General features: G+C 64.1%; 15 protein-coding genes. 12 read left to right on the forward strand and 3 right to left on the reverse strand.

Annotation, left to right across the window (positions count from 1 at the left end):
* The first annotated feature begins 60 nt into the window (after positions 1 to 60).
* Complete coding sequence (locus C4K40_RS31925; RefSeq protein ID WP_256223843.1) at positions 61 to 186, forward strand: hypothetical protein; 126 nt, start codon at positions 61 to 63, stop codon at positions 184 to 186.
* 42 nt (positions 187 to 228) lie between these two features.
* Here C4K40_RS31925 and C4K40_RS14990 read toward each other — a convergent pair whose 3' ends face one another.
* From C4K40_RS14990 to C4K40_RS15000, 3 genes are all read right to left on the reverse strand, one after another.
* Positions 229 to 789 (reverse strand): TetR/AcrR family transcriptional regulator, encoded by a 561-nt coding sequence (locus C4K40_RS14990; protein WP_053129756.1) that lies wholly within the window; start codon positions 787 to 789, stop codon positions 229 to 231.
* Positions 790 to 988: 199 nt separating this feature from the next.
* Positions 989 to 2,419 carry a coniferyl aldehyde dehydrogenase gene (locus C4K40_RS14995; protein WP_083456834.1) on the reverse strand — a complete coding sequence of 477 codons (1,431 nt, stop codon included), beginning with the start codon at positions 2,417 to 2,419 and terminating at the stop codon, positions 989 to 991.
* A 121-nt stretch (positions 2,420 to 2,540) separates the two neighbouring features.
* Positions 2,541 to 3,536 (reverse strand): AraC family transcriptional regulator, encoded by a 996-nt coding sequence (locus C4K40_RS15000; RefSeq protein ID WP_031320541.1) that lies wholly within the window; start codon positions 3,534 to 3,536, stop codon positions 2,541 to 2,543.
* A 447-nt stretch (positions 3,537 to 3,983) separates the two neighbouring features.
* Here C4K40_RS15000 and C4K40_RS15005 point away from each other — a divergent pair, with 447 nt between their 5' ends.
* The 11 genes from C4K40_RS15005 (at position 3,984) to C4K40_RS15055 (ending at position 17,153) form a co-directional block, all read left to right on the forward strand.
* The gene (locus C4K40_RS15005; protein WP_022640989.1) at positions 3,984 to 5,345 is read left to right on the forward strand and encodes a DUF1329 domain-containing protein; all 1,362 of its coding nucleotides are present in this window, start codon (positions 3,984 to 3,986) and stop codon (positions 5,343 to 5,345) included.
* Positions 5,346 to 5,366: 21 nt separating this feature from the next.
* Positions 5,367 to 7,211 carry a DUF1302 domain-containing protein gene (locus C4K40_RS15010; RefSeq protein ID WP_053129759.1) on the forward strand — a complete coding sequence of 615 codons (1,845 nt, stop codon included), beginning with the start codon at positions 5,367 to 5,369 and terminating at the stop codon, positions 7,209 to 7,211.
* A 74-nt stretch (positions 7,212 to 7,285) separates the two neighbouring features.
* The gene (locus tag C4K40_RS15015; RefSeq protein ID WP_053129761.1) at positions 7,286 to 9,646 is read left to right on the forward strand and encodes an RND family transporter; all 2,361 of its coding nucleotides are present in this window, start codon (positions 7,286 to 7,288) and stop codon (positions 9,644 to 9,646) included.
* Positions 9,647 to 9,660: 14 nt separating this feature from the next.
* Positions 9,661 to 10,668 carry a YCF48-related protein gene (locus C4K40_RS15020; RefSeq protein ID WP_083456835.1) on the forward strand — a complete coding sequence of 336 codons (1,008 nt, stop codon included), beginning with the start codon at positions 9,661 to 9,663 and terminating at the stop codon, positions 10,666 to 10,668.
* A gap of 74 nt (positions 10,669 to 10,742) precedes the next feature.
* Positions 10,743 to 11,243: a hypothetical protein gene (locus C4K40_RS15025; RefSeq protein WP_022640985.1), complete on the forward strand. Its 501-nt coding sequence runs from the start codon at positions 10,743 to 10,745 to the stop codon at positions 11,241 to 11,243.
* A gap of 100 nt (positions 11,244 to 11,343) precedes the next feature.
* Positions 11,344 to 12,573, forward strand: coding sequence for an acyl-CoA dehydrogenase family protein (locus C4K40_RS15030; RefSeq protein ID WP_031320539.1), 1,230 nt, complete (start codon positions 11,344 to 11,346; stop codon positions 12,571 to 12,573).
* 447 nt (positions 12,574 to 13,020) lie between these two features.
* Positions 13,021 to 14,280, forward strand: coding sequence for a diaminobutyrate--2-oxoglutarate transaminase (ectB, locus tag C4K40_RS15035; RefSeq protein WP_031320538.1), 1,260 nt, complete (start codon positions 13,021 to 13,023; stop codon positions 14,278 to 14,280).
* Positions 14,277 to 14,741, forward strand: a complete 465-nt coding sequence (locus C4K40_RS15040; RefSeq protein ID WP_022640982.1) for a GNAT family N-acetyltransferase — start codon at positions 14,277 to 14,279, stop codon at positions 14,739 to 14,741. Before ectB ends, C4K40_RS15040 begins: the two co-directional genes overlap by 4 nt.
* Before the next feature lie 10 nt (positions 14,742 to 14,751).
* Positions 14,752 to 16,065, forward strand: a complete 1,314-nt coding sequence (locus C4K40_RS15045) for a SidA/IucD/PvdA family monooxygenase (RefSeq protein ID WP_053129767.1) — start codon at positions 14,752 to 14,754, stop codon at positions 16,063 to 16,065.
* Between the two features lie 56 nt (positions 16,066 to 16,121).
* A complete protein-coding gene (locus C4K40_RS15050) occupies positions 16,122 to 16,745 on the forward strand; it encodes a LysE family translocator (RefSeq protein ID WP_053129770.1) in 624 nt (207 codons plus the stop codon).
* A gap of 9 nt (positions 16,746 to 16,754) precedes the next feature.
* A complete protein-coding gene (locus C4K40_RS15055) occupies positions 16,755 to 17,153 on the forward strand; it encodes a hypothetical protein (protein WP_053129772.1) in 399 nt (132 codons plus the stop codon).
* Positions 17,154 to 17,263 lie beyond the last annotated feature (110 nt).

The following is a 17,263-nucleotide window of genomic DNA, read 5'->3' on the forward strand; positions in this document are numbered from 1 at the left end:
GCGCGCGCTCATTTTCAGGTCAAGGCAAAAGCAGATCGCTGATGTCCAGGCGCCTGTCATGTGCCGCATCGACCAGATGTCGCTGAGGCTGTCGCCAGTGATCGCATGCGCTTGCTGCAGATCGAGGAACAACTGGATGCGGTGCAAGTGCTGCAGATCGGGAGCCAGATACCGCTGATCAAGTAAGGGGGCGAAAAAGGCCGGCTGGAGCGATCCAGCCGGCCTTTTTCATGGGCGCCTGCCCGACTTGGCCTCCTGGGCGACGCTGCCATGCAGGAACATTTGCTCCAGGGAATGGACGGAATTGGCACTGGCCGCACGGCCGCGGCGTTCAGCATCGACCATGCCGTAGATCAGGTTGATGAACAGCTCGGTGAAGGCCGCGGCGCTGATATCGATACGAAACACCCCCTGGTGCTGGCCGCGCAGGAAGAACGCATCCAGATCCTCGATATAAGACGCTTCCTGCTCCAGCATCGGCCCCTTGGGACGATGTTCGAACATCAGCAGGGCCAGCAGGTCGCGGTGGGTGAGATGCTCCCGGATCAGGTGGCGCAGTGCCTCCAGGGGTTCGGCGGCGTGCAGCCCGGCGTTGCTGGTGATGCCGACGAGCACGTTCTTGGCATGCAGTTCGAGTTGCTGTTCCAGGTTGGCACGGGTCCCGTAGTGGCGGTTGAGCGTGGCCTTGCTCACTCCGGCCAGTTCCGCCAGTTCCTTCATGGTGGCACGTGGGTGGTTGACTATCGCAGTGGTCAGCTGTTTGAGAAGGCGGGCGTCATGCAGTGTCATGGGGTGTTCGGGGCTTCAGGCAAGTGAGGAGATTCCTAGCAAGAAGCACTCCTTGCCGGCACCCGCGCATTGTAATCACTTGCCTGAGTCTTTGTGGACTCATTTGTGACAATGGTATTTTTAAATGGCCTTAAAAGTCTCAGGCAAAACCTGTGGAACTCCGTCCTGACCGCCCCGGGTGAGGGGCGGACAGGGTTGCTCAGCGCCCGAGCATCAGGCTCATCAGGCGCTCGAAGAGCTTGCCGTAGGGCGGGTAGAGCATGGGAAAGGCCGGCCAGGCGAACTGCTTGAAGACCGGCCTCATCTTGGAGAACTCCAAGAAGCCTTCATGGCCGTGATAGTGGCCCATGCCGCTGGCGCCGATACCGCCAAAGGGCAAGTCGTGCTGGGCCACGTGCAATCCGCAGTCGTTGATCGCCACGCCGCCTGACTGGGTCTGGGCGATGATCTGCCGCTGCACCTCTGGCTGGCGGGTGAACAAGTAGAGCGCCAGCGGTTGGTCGCGGTCCTTGATGTACTCCACGACCTCCTCCAGTGCACGGTAGGTCTTGAGCGGCAGCAGGGGGCCGAAGATTTCCTCCTGCATGATCCGCATCCCGTCATGGACATCCAGCACCAGGGTCGGGGCGATCTTGCACAGGCGGCTGTCACTGAGGTTGCCCGGCAGCAGGTTGACTATCCGCGCGCCTTGCTCCCGGGCATCGTCCAGGTAACCCATGAGTCGCTCGTGGGCCGCCTGGTCGATGATCGAGGTGTAGTCCGGGGTACTCAGCGAGGCATAACGCGCTGGGGCGATCCTGCGGCAGTGGGCGACGAACTCGTCCCGTTGCGATTCGTGGATGAACAGGTAGTCGGGCGCTACGCAGGTCTGGCCGGCGTTCACCGTCTTCATCTGCAGGATGCGCTCGGCGGCGGTCTTCAAGTCGAAGTCCTGGCAGACGATCACCGGCGACTTGCCACCCAGCTCCAGGGTGACGGGCGTCAAGTTGTCCGCGGCCGCGTGCATGACCTGGCGCCCGGTACGTGCCGAGCCGGTGAAGATCAGATGATCGAAGGGCATGGCGGAAAACACCGAGCCGCTGACGTCCGGTACCACCGCCAGGGTGTGCTCCTCGAAATCCCGGGCCACCAGCTTTTGCAGCAAGGTGCACAGATGGCGCGAGTTGGCGGCCATCTTGACCATGCAGCGATTGCCCGCCGCCAGGGCGCTGGTGACCGGGCCGATCACCAGGAACAGCGGGTAGTTCCAGGGCGCGATGACCCCGACCACCCCCTTGGGCTGGGGAATCACCTGGTTGCGCGCCCCCAGGAACCACACCGAGCCGTGCCGGCGTTGGGGTTTCATCCAGCGGCCCAGGCGCTTGCGGCAATCGCGCAGGCCATCCACCGACAGGAACAGCTCCAGCAGTTGGGTTTCCTGGTGGGCGCGGTTGCCGAAGTCCTGGCAGATGGCCTCGCAAATGGCCTTCTGGTTGTCCAGCAGCAAGCGCTCTAGGCGTCTGAGCTGGTCCCGGCGCTCTTGCAGGGACGGCACCGGCCTGTCGCGGTAGGCGGCGCGCTGCGCGCCGAAGATGCGCATGGCCTCGGCCTTGCTGTGGTCCAGAGAATGGGCATGGGCCGCGATGTTCATTGTTGTTTTCCCCTGTCATGGATGGGCCTGGCACGAAGGGGCAGGGTAGCGGCGGCGTCGCGGCCCTGGATTGACCGCAGATGACAGGTTTTTCGACATCTGGCGTCAGTTGGCAGCCGCTTCAGCGCCGCGGTTGCGCACTCGCCCGGTACTGCTGGGGCGACTGTCCGGTCCAGCGGCGGAAGGCCCGGGTGAACGAGCTGGACTCGGAGTAACCCACCAGCAGCGAGATCTCCGTCACCGAGTAATCCGAGCTTTGCATGTAGGACAGCGCCAGCTCCCGGCGCACCTCCTCGATCAATGAGGAGAACTCGATCTGCTGCTCTTTCAAGCGCCGCTGCAGGGTGCGCCGGTTGAGCCCCAGTTGCTGGCTGATCTGCGGCAGGGACAGGTTGCCGCTGCTCAGGGCGGCGGCAACCATGCGGGTGATCTGCGCCAGGAGCTGGTCATCCAGGCTGCGGGCTTCGCGCTCGCGCTCCAGGTAGGGCTCCAGGGCCCTGTACAGGCGCTCGTTGGCGTGGGTTCCGGGCAGGCGCAGGGTGTCCTGGCTGAGGTAGAGCCGGTTGGCGTCCTGGTTGAAATACAGCGGGCATTGGAACACTCGCTTGTGGGGCGTGATGTCGGCGGGCTTGCCGTGCTCGAAGTCCACCCGCAACGGCTTGATCGACTGGCCACTGACCAGGTTCAGCTGGCGCAGGATCGAGCTGATGGCGAATTCGGTGTCCTGGCGCCGGTACGGCACGGTGGGGGCGATGACCCGGTATCCCACGTGGGCCGGACGCGTGTCCAGGGCCAGTTCGATCACCGACTCCTGGGCGAACACCACGATGAACCGCTGCAGGGTCTGCAACGCCTGCTCGACGCTGGTGGCGCAATGTATGGCGTGGCCCATGGCACCGAAGTCGTCGGCCTCGGTCTGGCTGCCCAGTTCGATACCTATGGCCGGGTGCTGCTGGCCGGCGGCCTCCCATAGGGCCAGGTACTGCTCTCCGGGAATCTCGATGTCTGCGCGTTGCAGCACCCTCGGGTCGATGCCCAGCGGGGCCAGGTGCGCGGCGAAAAACTCGCTGAAACGCCGGAAGAAGCCTTCGGATAACACGGTTCGTACGGATCTCATTTTTATCCTGTCGCCTTTGTATCGCCTGGCACTCGGACAGGCCTGGGCGCCCGTCCGTCACATTGCCCCGTGTGCGTGCAAGACCGGAGCCCCTGGTTTGGCATCAGATGACAATCACTCTGTCATCTGCTGGCAAGCCGCGCTCCATGCCTTTGCCTAATTCTTTTCCCAGGCGACCCAGCCAAGTCTTGCACGGCCTTCTGGTGTACGCCCAAACAACAAGAATAAACGAGCAGAGCGCCGGCATATGACTACATGCAAGGCTGGATCCCACCCCTGCGGACACTCCCGGGCATGCCCGGCTGCCAGGTACTCGGCAAGAGCTTCGCGTCGCGCAATGCCCCAGGCGTTGTCGGCCGTCGGACACGCACTCCCATTCACCCGGCCAGCCCGAGTGCTTCGAACTGCTTCCCGCTAAACACAAGAAAAATCCGCAAGGAGAAGTTCATGAAATACCCAGCGACCTCGCTTTTGGGTGGCGCACTGTTGGCGCTGCTCGGCGCTACCCTGGCCCCTCTGGCCCTGGCGGCGGACCCCAGCAAGCCCGGCCCGGAACTGACGCCGATCGGTGCCCAGAAGGCTGGCAACGCCGACGGCAGCATTCCCCCCTGGACTGGCGGCCTGGACAAGGCTCCCGGCGGCTGGTCGCCCGGCCATGGCGACCCCTATGCCAGCGATAAGCCGCTGTACTCCATCGATGCCCGCAACCTGGCCCAGTACCAGCAATTGCTGCCCGAGGGCCAAGTGGCGCTGATCAAGACCTACCCGGGCTATCGCCTGGATGTCTATCCCACCCATCGCAGCTGTCCGATCCCGGCCCAGGTGGCCGAGCGCACCCGGACCTTCGCCGGCCAGGCGCGTATCGGTAGCGATGGCTGGCGCCTGGAGCAGGCCGCCGGTGCGGCGGTGCCGTTCCCGGTGCCGCAGAACGGTATCGAGGTGATGTGGAACTACAAGCTGCGCTACATGGCCAAGGGCCGGCGTGCGCAGATTTCCCTGTTGCTGAGGGAAAAGAACGGTGATCTCACCGAAGCCCGGCAGTGGGCCCACGAGTACTACCCCTACAACGATCCGGCGGTGAAGGCCCCGGCCGATACCGATGGCATCGAGGCCAAGCTGCTGTACGACGTGCTTTCGCCATCGTCCAGGGCGGGGGAGATGTACCTGGTGCACGCCTTCCTCGACAAGGTACAGAGCTCGTGGATCTACTTCCCCGGCCAGCGGCGGGTACGCCAGGCGCCGTCCTTTGCCTACGACAACCCGATCACCGGTTCCGACAACCTGTACTTCGTCGACCAGATCAACATGTTCACCGGCGCCCTGGACCGCTACGACTTCAAGCTCCTGGGCAAGCGGGAAATGGTGGTGCCCTACAACTCCTACCGGTTGGTGGACAAGTCCAACAAGTACCAGCAACTGATCGGCCAGGATTACCTCAACCGCGACGTGCAGCGCTATGAGAAGCACCGGGTGTGGGTGGTCCAGGCCACGGTCAAGGCCGACAAGCGCCACTCTTTCGCCAAGCGCATGTTCTTTTTCGACGAAGACAGCTGGAGCCTGTTGCACGTCGACATGTACGACGCCAAGGGCAATCTCTGGCGTGCCCAGGAGGGCAGCTTGTGGGCCGATCCGCAGATCCAGGCCTGCACCAGCTTCGAGTACCTGAGCTACGACCTGATCGCCCGTCGCTACATCGCCGATGGCTTCACCCAGGAAGGCGAGGCCCTGGACCTCACCGCCGGCCTGCAAGGGCGGGTCAGCGACAAGCTGTTCAACTCCAACGAACTGCGTCGTCGCGGCGAACGCTGAGCGCCCCGGGAGAATCAACCCATGCACAACAATAAGAAAATCGGTAATCGGCTCTCCGGGGGCTGCGCGCCACGCAAGGCCCTGATCATCGGCGCCACGGTCGCCTCCAGCCTGGCCTGGATGCCGGCCAGCCACGCGGTGCTGTTCGGCAGCTCCGATGGCATCTCGGGCAGCTTCGATTCGACCCTGTCCTATGGTTTCGCCAGCCGCCTGCAGTCCCCCGACTGCAAGCTGCTGGGCAACGACAGCGGCGGCTGCAACAACGGCACCGGCAACGACCTGGGGCGCTACTACAACCTGTCCCGCGGCAACGGCTACGCCAACGCCGACATCAACTTCAGCAACGCCGACGACGGCGACCTGAACTACCGCAAGCACGATGTGTTCTCCCAGGTGGTCAAGGGCACCCACGAGCTGAGCCTGAAGTTCGGCGACGGCTGGAGCGCCCTGGGGCGGGTGGCCTGGGCCCGAGACTTCAAGATGGACAATGTGCGCCAGACCGACCTGGACAAGCAGGCCAAGCGCGATGCCACCGAGCGTTTCGACCTGCTCGACCTGTGGCTGGCCAAGAGCTTCGATCTGGGGGACATGCCGGCCAAGGTCAAGCTGGGCAACCAGGTGATCAGCTGGGGCGCGGAGGTGTTCGTGCCGGGCGGCATCAACCAGATCAACGCCCTGAGCCTGCCCAAGTACCATACCCCCGGAACCCAGCTCAAGGAGGTGTTCGTCCCGGCGCCGATGGCCTCCTTCAACATCGGGCTGAGCGATACCCTGAGCGTCGAGGGGTATTACCAGTTCAAGTGGAACGCCTATGACCTGGACCCGGTCGGTACCTATTTCTCCAGTGCCGATGTCGCCGGGGAAGGGCGCCGGGCGATCTATTACCCCAGCCACTACGCCGAGGGCCTGATGCCCGGGGTCTGCGCAGGCATGCCCAAGGGGCACTGCGGGGCGCCGAACATCAGTGGCCTGGGCGAGTCGCAACTGGTGGCCCTGGGCCTGGCGGTACCCTATGGTGGCCAGCGCGAGGCACGCAACGGTGGCCAATACGGCCTGGCGCTGCGCTGGACGGCGGAAAGCATCGCCACCGAGTTCGGCCTGTTCTACGAGCGCTATCACGACAAGCTGCCCTTCGTCGGCTATACCGCGCGCAACAATCCCGACGCCCTGGCGGTGGACAACTACTTCATCAGCTACGGCGAGGACAAGGACCTGTTCGGCCTGTCGATGAACACCATGGTCGGTCCGGTAGCGGTGGCCGGCGAGTTGTCCTACCGACCCAGGGACAGTGTCGCCATCGACCCTACCGTGCCTTTCGGCCAGGCGTTCAGCGGCAGCTACAACAAGTACAGCGTGTTCGACACCGGCGTGAACAAGGGTTTCGTCGAGGAACGCAAGTGGCAAGCCGACGTCAACGCCACCTATACCTTCTCGGCCAACGACCCCTTGGGGTTCATCCCGAGCACCCTGGGCGCCTCGGATGCTTTTCTCATCGCCGAGGCGGTGGTCACCCGCTACCCGGGCCTGGATACCTCGGGCAAGGTGCCGTACCTGCTGCCGGACTATTCGCTGCCGGACAAGACCTCCTGGGGCTACGTCACCGAGTTCGGGATCAACTATCCCAACCTGTTCGGCAGTGGCATCACCGTCACCCCGCAACTGGACTTCAGCCACGACGTGCATGGCACCACGCCCAACGCCATGCCTTTCGTCGAGGGGCGCCGGTCGCTGAGCACTTCCTTGCTGTTCAACTATCGCGACCGCTGGAAGGGTGGCCTGCAATGGGTGCAGTTCTGGGGCGGCGGGGCCAACAACCTGATGGCTGACCGCGACTTCCTCGGCGGCAACATTTCCTACTCCTTCTGATCCTGCCGTAGTTCACGGCCGGCCTGCCTCCACGGCAGGTGCCGGCCGTGACTGGTTCTTCATCGAGGCATTCCATGTTGGCTTTTCTGGTGTCGACCCTTGAGCGTTTGTTTTTTCGCCATCGCCTGGCGACCCTTGGCGTACTGGCGCTGATCACCCTGATCATGGCGTCCTATGCGGCGCGGCTGGAGATGTCGGCCGGCTTCGACAAGCAGCTGCCGCAACAGCATGAGTTCATCAAGACCTTCAACCAGTACCGCGACGTGCTGTTCGGCGCCAACCGGGTGATCGTGGTGCTGCACGTCCGGCACGGCGACATCTGGAACACCCAGGCCATGACCCGGTTGTACGACCTGACCCAGGCGCTGTTCTTCATGCCGGGGATCGATCGGCGCAGCGTGACCTCGCTGTGGACTCCCAATACCCGGGCGGTGCAGATCACCGAGCAGGGCATGAAGGCCGAGGATGTGATCGGTGGCGACGTCACCGTGGCCACCCTCGATGACCGGGCCATCGCCGGTATTCGTGAGCGCACCCTGGTCGGCGGGTTCGTCGGCAGCCTGGTGGCCAACGACTATTCCGGGGCCATGGTGTTGGCCGAGCTGGCCGACCCGGACCCGCAGACCGGTCAGCGCCTGAACTACCTGGAGTTCAGCCAGCGCCTGGAGGACCAGCTGCGGGCCCGGTACGGCGACGCCGACTACGATGTGCAGATCATCGGCTTCGCCAAGCAGATGGGCGATATCGGCGCCGGAGCCAAGAGCGTGGTGGAGTTCTTCGGCCTGGCCTTCGTGCTCACCGCCCTGGCGGTCTACTGGTATACCCGTTCCTGGGTGCTGACCTGTCTGCCGCTGGGCTGCTCGCTGGTGTCGGTGGTCTGGCAGTTCGGCACCATCACCTTGCTGGGCTTCGGCCTCGATCCGCTGGCGATCCTGGTGCCGTTCCTGGTGTTCGCCATCGGCGTGTCCCACGGCGTGCAGCAGGTCAACTTCATCGCCAAGCAGGTGTGTGCCGGCGCCGATGGCATGACTGCCGCCCGGCGCAGCTTCGTCGGTCTGTTGATTCCCGGGACCCTGGCGCTGATCACCGCTTTCGTCGGCTTCGCCACCCTGGTGCTGGTGCCGATCCCGATGATCCGCGAGCTGGCCATCACCGCCTCGGTGGGGGTGGCCTACAAGATCGTCACCAACCTGATCATGTTGCCCTTGCTGGCCAGCTATTGCCGGTTCGACCTGGCCTACGTGGCCCGGGCCGAACGCGTGCGGGCCTGGCGCGACGACGCCATGCTCAAGCTGGGGCGGATCGCCGAGCCGCGAAAGGCGTTCATCGTCACCGCTATGGGCCTGGCGCTGCTGGGCTTGGCGGTCTGGCAGAGCCAGGGGCGGCATGTAGGCCATGTGCTGCCGGGAGCCCCGGAGCTGCACGCGGATTCGCGCTACAACCAGGATGTGCAAAGCGTGGTCAGTCACTTTTCCCTGGGCCTGGACCTGTTCACCGTGGCGGTGCAGACCCCGGAGGGCGGTTGTTATCGCCATGACGTGATGGCCTACGTGGATCGCCTGAGCTGGTACCTGGGTAATGTCCCCGGGGTGCTCTGGGCCCAGTCCCTGCCGGCCTTGACCAAGCTTGCCGCGTCCGGGGTCAACGAAGGCAACCCCAAGTGGGCGGCCTTGCCCCAGGACGAATTGTCCCTGGGCGAAGCGGTGCGCCAGGTGCCCGAGGCGCTGCATCTGTACAACGCCAGCTGCACCTTGCTGCCGGTCAACCTGTACCTGGCCGACCACAAGGCCAGCACCCTCAAGCGTGTGGTGCAGGCCGTCGAGGATTATCGCGCGCAACATCCCATGGACGGGGTGCTGGTGCGCCTGGCCAGCGGCAACGCTGGAGTGCAAGCGGCCACCAACCAGGTGGTGGAGGCCTCGGAGCTGCCGATGATGCTCTACGTCTATCTGACCATCGTGCTGCTGGTGTTCCTGGTCTACCGCGACTGGCGGGCGATGCTCGCCTGCTGCCTGCCGCTGACCCTGGCCACCTTCCTCGGCTACTGGTTCATGAAGGCGCTGGATATCGGCCTCACCGTGGCCACCTTGCCGGTGATGGTGCTCGCGGTGGGCATCGGCGTGGACTACGCGTTCTACATCTACAACCGCCTGCAATTGCACCTGGCCGAAGGCCGGGACATCGTCACCGCGTTCCAGCTGGCCCTGCGCGAGGTGGGCGTGGCCACGGTGTTCACCGCGCTGACCTTGTCCGTCGGAGTCGCTACCTGGTCGTTCTCGGCCCTGAAGTTCCAGGCCGACATGGGCTTGCTGCTGACCTTCATGTTCATGGCCAACATGCTGATGGCGATTACCTTGCTGCCGGCCCTGGCGGTGGTCCTGGAAACCCTGGTGCCACGGCGTGGCCCGGTTCGCGCGCCACTGATCGCGCATTGAACGGGAGACTGAATATGAATGGATTTTCGCGTAGTGCACTGGTGTTGCTGCTGAGCTTGGCCGCGCCGCTCTGGGCCCGGGCCGCGAGCCCGGCCATCGCCCTGGATCACCCGCAGCAGGTACCGCTGGTGGCGGCGGCCCAGGCTGGGCAACGCCTGGTGGCGGTTGGCGACCATGGGGTGGTGATCCTCTCCGATGACGGCAAGACCTGGCGCCAGTCCCAGGAGGTACCGGTGGATGGCTTGCTCACCGCGCTGAGCTTTATCGATGCTCGCCAGGGCTGGGCGGTGGGCCAGGGCGGGGTGCTGCTGCATACCACCGACGGCGGTGAGCACTGGAGCTTGCAGCAGCGCTTCGAGGGCAAGCCGGCCTTGCTCTCCGTGTGGTTCGCCAACGCCTCCCGGGGGCTGGTCAGCGGTGCCTATGGCTATCTTGCCCGGACCCTCGATGGTGGCCAGAGTTGGCAACGCCTGGAACTGGATGGCGACGACTTCCACCTCAACCATCTGTTCGCCGGCCAGGACGGCAAGTTGTTCATCGCCGCCGAGGCCGGCAAGGCCTATCGCTCCAGCGACCAGGGCGCCAGCTGGCAGGCGCTGGATACCGGCGCCAGTGGTTCCCTGTGGAGCGGCGCGGGCCTGCGTGACGGCCGCCTGTTGTTGGTGGGCATGAGTGGTCGGGTGCTGGTCTCCGATAGCGCCGGTGGGCACTGGCGGGTTTTGCCCAGCGGCACCGGCGAGGCGCTCACCGCGCTCTCACAGCTCGCCGATGGCAGGGTATTGCTGGTGGGCAACGGCGGCGTGGTGGCGATATCGGACCCGAAGGTCGAACGCTTTGCGGTGACGCAGCGCCAAGACCGGCAGAACCTCACCGCGTTGCTGCCTGGCAGCGCCGGCCAGGCACTGCTGTTCGGTGGCGCTGGCGTCCTCGGCCCCTGGCCTGGGGAGGGTGCGGGGGGAGCTGACATGCAAAGGCAAACAGCTGTCATCGCCGGTCAAGCCGCACCGTTTTCCGGCCAATAGACTCCAGGGCCAAGGCGCCGCGCGGGCGGCGTCATGCAAAGGCCGGTAGCCGGCCGTGACAGTGGAGAGTGGTAATGCCGTCCGAAGCGTTCATCAAGGGGTTTCGCCATGAACTGGCCAATCGGGCCTTCGCCCTGCTGGCCATTGGCAGGATGGCCCGGCGTCTGGCCGCAAGCGAGCAGGCGCCGTTCTGGAAAACCTACCTGCACCTGGAAGAATTCAACCTCCCGCGCTACCAGGCCGCGGCCCGCAACTGGGGCCTGGACGTGGCACCGGGGCCGCTGACCCGGCTCAAGGCGCTGCTGGTGTCCTCGGTGCCCAAGGCCGGGGTGCGGCTGTTGCTGCGGATCACCTACAAGGAAACCCTCAAGTACCTGGCCTGGCTCGAGCGCCTGCATCACCAGGGGCCGGCCCAGGCTGGCGCGTTCCTGGACTACATGCTGGCCCAGGAGCAGTTGCAGATCGAGATGATGCGCCTGGCCCTTTCCGGGCGCTATGGCGACATCGTCGAGCACGCCGACCAGTTTTTCCTCAAGTACAACGGTGTCATCCCCTCTTGTGGCAGTGCGGCCTAACCGCCTCGCCGGTTCCACGGGCCGTGAACGGCCCGCTATCCGATAACTCGCCGGGCCGCTGCCAGTCACGCCAGTGGCTCCCCAACCCAGAAAAAGGTGAATGATGGCAATGTTTCCCAAGCGCATGGCGGATGAGCTCTACCACGACCTGATGTCCTCGACCGAGGTCCAGGAGATTCGCCGCGAGGTGCGCGCCTTCGCCGATGAATTCGTCGCCCCCAGGGCCTACGACATCGCCCATCGCGACGAGAGCGTGGTCAACTTTCCCCGGGATGTGTTCGATGCCATGGCCCGCCAGGGCCTGTTCCAGATTCCCTTCGCCGCCCGCGATGGTGGCCGTGGCCTGCAGGACCGGGTGCTGGCCACGGCCACGGTCTGTGAGGAACTGGCCTACCACAGCAACTCCATCGCCGCGGTATTCGACGTGCATTGCATTCTCGCTGGGCGCACCCTGGAGCAGGGCAGCGATTGGATTCGCGAGCGCTACCTCAAGGCCGTGATCCAGGGCGACGCCATCGGCGCCTTCGCCACCACCGAGCCCCTGGCCAGTACCGATCTGTCGCCCAAGGCTGTGGCCACCACCGCCCGCCGCGAGGGGCAGCACTACATCATCAACGGCCAGAAACGCTTCATCACCAACGCCCCGGTGGCCGACTTCATCGTGGTGCTGTGTCGCAGCGAAGAGGATGGCATGCTGGAAATCGTCGTCGAGACCAGCCAGGCCGGCGTGCTCATCGGCAAGCCGGACCGCAAGATGGGCAACCGTGGGCAACTGACCGCCGATGTGCATTTCGATAATGTGCAGGTGCCGATCCAGCAGCGTATCGGCGAGGAGCGCCAGGGCTTGCGCACGGCGCTGGCGACCCTGACCTACGGTCGCATCGGGATCGCCGCCACCGGGGTCGGCATGGCCCAGGCGGCCTTCGACCATGCCGCGGACCACTTGCGCCAGCGCGAGGCTTTCGGCCGCAAGCTGGGGGCCTTCCAGCATTGGCAATTTCGCATGGCCGAACGCGCGACCCAGATCGAGAACGCGCGCAACCTGTATATCAAGGCAGCCCTGCGCATGGACCGGGGCACCGAGTTTCCCGAGCCGGAAGCGGCCATGGCCAAGTACTACGCCACCGAAGCGGCAGGGGACATGGCCCGCGATGGCGTACAGATCTTCGGCGGCTACGGCTTCCTGCGCGAGCTGGCCGAGGACGGCAGCCACTACAAGGTCGAGGAGATCTACCGGGACAACAAGATCAGCGAGATCTACGAAGGCACCAACGAGATCCAGCGTATGGTCATCGCCCGGCAGATCTTCGGCAAGTCGCTGGTGGGTTGAGCCCCGCAGGCAGGTGCTGCGCCCCAGGCGCGGCACCTGCACCCAGGCCAAGGGCAAGCGCCAGGCTTCCCCGGATGGGCGGCAGGGCAGCGGGGCGCTTTGATTTCAAGCTGTCATTTTCGCGAGCCATTGCAGGTCGCTATATATGCGCGGGTTAAATTATATGCATATGAAATTATAATTATTCCGCAGAGTTATCAGGGCTGTTAGCCTGCAACTCGAAAGTCGTCATTGTTCCTGCTGGCCAACAGAGCGGGTCATGTTTCATTGGATGAAACTTAAATCCGGACTGCAAAGGATTGAAGCCTTCTCGGCATTCGCTACCTGGCCACTGAGGAAACGCTCTTTCCGTTGTTAGTCCATTCATTGGATCGATAAACGGTACCTGACATGACGGCCACGCTAAATCACTTGCTGGTAGATGCTGTTCCTGCTGTTCCTTCGTCCCTGGATATCTTCGAACTCAAGGAATCCAACGTTCGCTCTTATTGCCGGGACTTCACCGCAACCTTCCAGACCGCCGAAGGCTCGACGCTGACCAGCGATACGGGGGAGGTCTTCATCGACTTCTTCAGTGGCGCCGGGGCCTTGAACTATGGGCACAACAATCCGCTGCTCAAGGCGGCGTTGCTCGACTACATCGCCCGCGACGGCATCACCCACGGCCTGGATTTCAAGACCACGGCCAAGAAAGCCTTCCTTACCACCTTCCAGGAGCGGATCCTGGCGCCGCGCAACCTGCAGTACAAAGTCCAGTTCCCCGGGCCCACGGGAACCAATGCCGTCGAGGCGGCGATCAAGCTGGCGCGCAAGTACACCGGGCGCCAGAACGTGGTGGCCTTCACCAATGCCTTCCATGGCATGTCGCTGGGCTCCCTGGCCCTGACCGCCAACCCGCGCAAGCGCGCCGGTGCCGGGGTCAACCTGAACAACGTGACCTTCATGCCCTACGACGGCTTCTTCGGCGATGGCCTGGACACCTCGCAATACCTGGCGCAGATGTTGCGCGCCGGCAGCGGGGTGGACAAACCCGCGGCGATCGTCCTGGAAACCGTGCAGGGTGAAGGCGGTGTCGGCAGCGCCAGCGCCGCCTGGCTGCAGGCGGTACGGGACATAGCCCGGGAGCATGGCAGCCTGCTGATCATCGATGATATCCAGGCCGGTTGTGGCCGCACCGGCGACTTCTTCAGCTTCGAGGGCACCGGGGTCACACCGGACATCGTCACCTTGTCCAAGTCCATCAGCGGCTACGGCTTGCCGATGTCGCTGACGTTGATCGCCCCGGACCTGGACATCTGGCAGCCGGGGGAGCACAACGGCACTTTCCGTGGCAACAACCTGGCCTTCGTCACTGGCAAGGCGGTGATCGACCACTATTGGAGCCGGTCGGGGTTCACCGAGGAGCTCAAGGCCAAGGCGGCGTTCCTCCACGAGGGGCTGCTGGAGCTGTCTGCCGGTTTCGCCGCCCAGGCGCCCAATCGGCTCAAGGGCCGGGGATTCTTCAGGGGCATCGAGTTCCAGGACCGGGGGCTGGCACCGAAGATCGCCGCCCGGGCCTATGCCCTGGGGCTGATCATCGAGACCTCGGGGGTGGACGATCAAGTGCTCAAGTTCCTGCCCGCCCTGACCATCAGCCTAGGGCAGATCACCCAGGGCCTGAAGCTTCTCGAGCAGGCCTTCGCCGACGTCGCGAGGAGTGAGCCATGAGCCAGGTCCTGACTCGCTATGCCTCGATCGACGACGCCCAGGCCATTGCGCCGCTGTTGGACAAGTACCGCCAGTTCTATGGCCAGGCCAGCGACTTGTCGCGCTCGCTGGCTTTCATCCTGGAACGTTTCTTTCTTGGGGAGTCGATCATCATCGTCGCCGAACTCGACCAGCGGGTCGTCGGCTTCAGCCAACTTTTCCCAAGTTTCTCCAGTGTCACCCTGGAGCGCTTGTGGATATTGAACGACTTGTATGTCGATGAAGAGCAAAGGGGAGCAGGGGCCGGATTGGCACTATTGAATGCCGCCCGGAAGTTGGGGGTCGATACCCAGGCCAAGCAACTTTTCATCGAAGGCGCCGAAGATAATCCGAAGGCGCGGAATATATATACGCAGTTCGGTTTCATCGAGAACAGTGACTATCACTATTACCACCTTCCACTCAAACATGCCCAAGGATAGGAGCTTTCCCATGTCAGATACTGTTTACGATATTGTCGGTATCGGTTTCGGCCCCTCCAACCTGGCCCTGGCCATCGCTCTGGAGGAAGCGCAATCGCCGCTGAGTTATCGTTTTCTCGACGCCAAGCGCCAGCCGGACTGGCAGGACGGCATGCTGCTCAGTGGCTCGGATATCCAGAACAACCCGCTGCGTGACCTGGTCACCCCGCGCAATCCGCGCAGCCACTACGGGTTCGTCAATTACCTGAAGGAAACCGGGCGCCTGTTCGACTACCTGAACCTGCCGCTGGCCTATCCCTTGCGCCGCGAATACGCCGAATACATCAAGTGGGTGGCCGGGCATTTCCTCGATAGCGTCGAATCCTCGGCCCGGGTGAGCAAGGTCGAACCGGTGCAGCTCAAGGGCCAGCGCCTGTGGAAGGTGACCTACAACGATCATCAGGTGATCCATGGCCGTACCCTGGTGCTGGGCACCGGACGCACGGCGAACGTTCCCGCGGTGTTCGAGGGCCTGACCGGCCCGCGCATATTCCACCTCAACCATTACCTGGAGAGCATCCACGACCTGCCGCCCGAGGTGCAGCGTATCGGCGTGCTGGGCTCCAGCCAGAGCGCGGTGGAGATCGTCCTCGATCTGAGTGCCCGGTTCGCCGACAAGGACATCTACGCCTTGCACCGCAGCTTCAGCTTTCGCCTCAAGGACACCAGCCCATTCAGCGACAAGGTGTATTTCCCCGAGTTCATCGACTACTACTTCGCGCTCTCCAGCGAGGCCAAGGCCCGGATCGACCGCCAGTTGCGCGGTACCAACTACAGCTCGGCCGATGCCGATGTGATCAATGCGCTGTACGTGCGCATCCATGAAGAGAAGCTGCAGGGCAAGCAGCGTATCCACATCCTCAACAACACCGCCGTGGAGCGCGCCAGCCTGAACGCGGCAGGGCAGGTCGAGCTGGCACTGACCGAGGTCAACCAGTTGCAGGCCTCGCACCTCACCCTGGACGCACTGGTGCTGGCCACCGGGTTCAAGGACATCGCCGATAAAGAGAACGGCGAGCTCTATCCGCCGCTGCTGGAGCCCTATCACCAGGGTTTTCGCCGCGACGGCCAGGGCGCCCTGGTGGTCAACCGCGACTACAGCCTGACGGCCCTGGACGGCTTGCCGGCGGTGTTTCTCAACGGCTTGTGCGAGAGCTCCCACGGGCTTGGCGATGCCGGCTCGTTCAGCCTGATCTCGCTGCGGGTGGAGCGCATCCTGTCCGCCTTGCAGGAGCGGCTGGCCCCGGGCCAGGAACTGCGTTCACCCGAGCCGGCGCTGGCCTGAAGCCCGCACCCTGGCGGCAGCCCGGCCGGGCTGCCGCGCCATGACAAGGAGTTGCCATGTTCACCGCAGCATTGATCTATATCCTGGCGGTCATCAGCCCGGGCCCCAACTTCATCATCGTCAGTCGCTTCGCTTCCCTGGGCTCGGTGTCCACGGGGATCGGCGCGACCCTGGGCATCTGCACCGTCGGGGTGTTCTTTTCGACCATCTCGCTGTTGGGCCTGGCGGTACTGCTGGACCAGTATCCGGCATTCTCCAAGGCGGCCACCCTGGCAGGTTCTTTGTACCTGCTGTACATCGCCTACAGCATCATCCGCAGCGTGCTGGCCAGGACTGCCAGCGCGCCGACCGCCAGCGCGCCCGGAGCCACCAGTTTCACCAAGGCCTATCGCGTGGGGGTGATCACCAACATCAGCAACATGAAGACCATCGCCTTCATGATCAGCATCTATGCCGGGTTTCTTTCCTCGCCACGCTCGGATCTCGAGAAGGTACTGGTGGTGGTGCTGTGCTCGACCCTGGAGGTCACCTGGTACTCCCTGGTGGCGCTGCTGTTCGGCCAGGGGCCGGTCAAGGCGCTGTTCCTCAAGTACACCCGGCAGATCGACGTGGGGCTGGCCGTGTTCCTGGTGGCGTTCTCCCTGAACAACGCGATCCCGGTGCTGGTTGCCGCCCGTTGAGGACCTGCCATGCAATGGAACGATCTGCTCAAGGAGGTGGGGGCGCGCTTCAAGCACCGCAGCTGGCTGTTGATCGATCAGCCACACGATTCTGCCCAAGGCGCTGGCGCTGCGCCGGCCCAGGCCTACCCCGGCGTGACCCTGGTCCTGGACTGCGACCTGGACGGTGTCTTCCAGTTGCTCGAGCGCCTGGAGCCCGGGGTCGGCTATGCCGCGTCGTTGAAATCCGCTGACCTGGCCCGCGCCCCCGGCCCATATCAGCTCCAGCCCCCGGCCTGGTCTCGTCCGGTACCACAGGCCGAGGAGCGGGCAACGAGCCTGCGCTACCGCCCCGGCGTCCGGTTGGCCGCCGACGGCCAGCGCAACTTGGCGCAGTTGATCCGGGCCCTGTCGATGATTGCCCATTGACTGCCTGAAGGCCGGGGCAGGGACCGTCAACCCAGGCTCCGCCCGACCGGCAACCGGCGGGCGGATTTTTACCCCAGGCACCTAAAGTTCGGACGTGCCCGGCAGAAAAC

The sequence above is a fragment of the Pseudomonas sp. CMR5c genome (genome assembly GCF_003850545.1).
Lineage (GTDB): Bacteria > Pseudomonadota > Gammaproteobacteria > Pseudomonadales > Pseudomonadaceae > Aquipseudomonas > Aquipseudomonas piscis.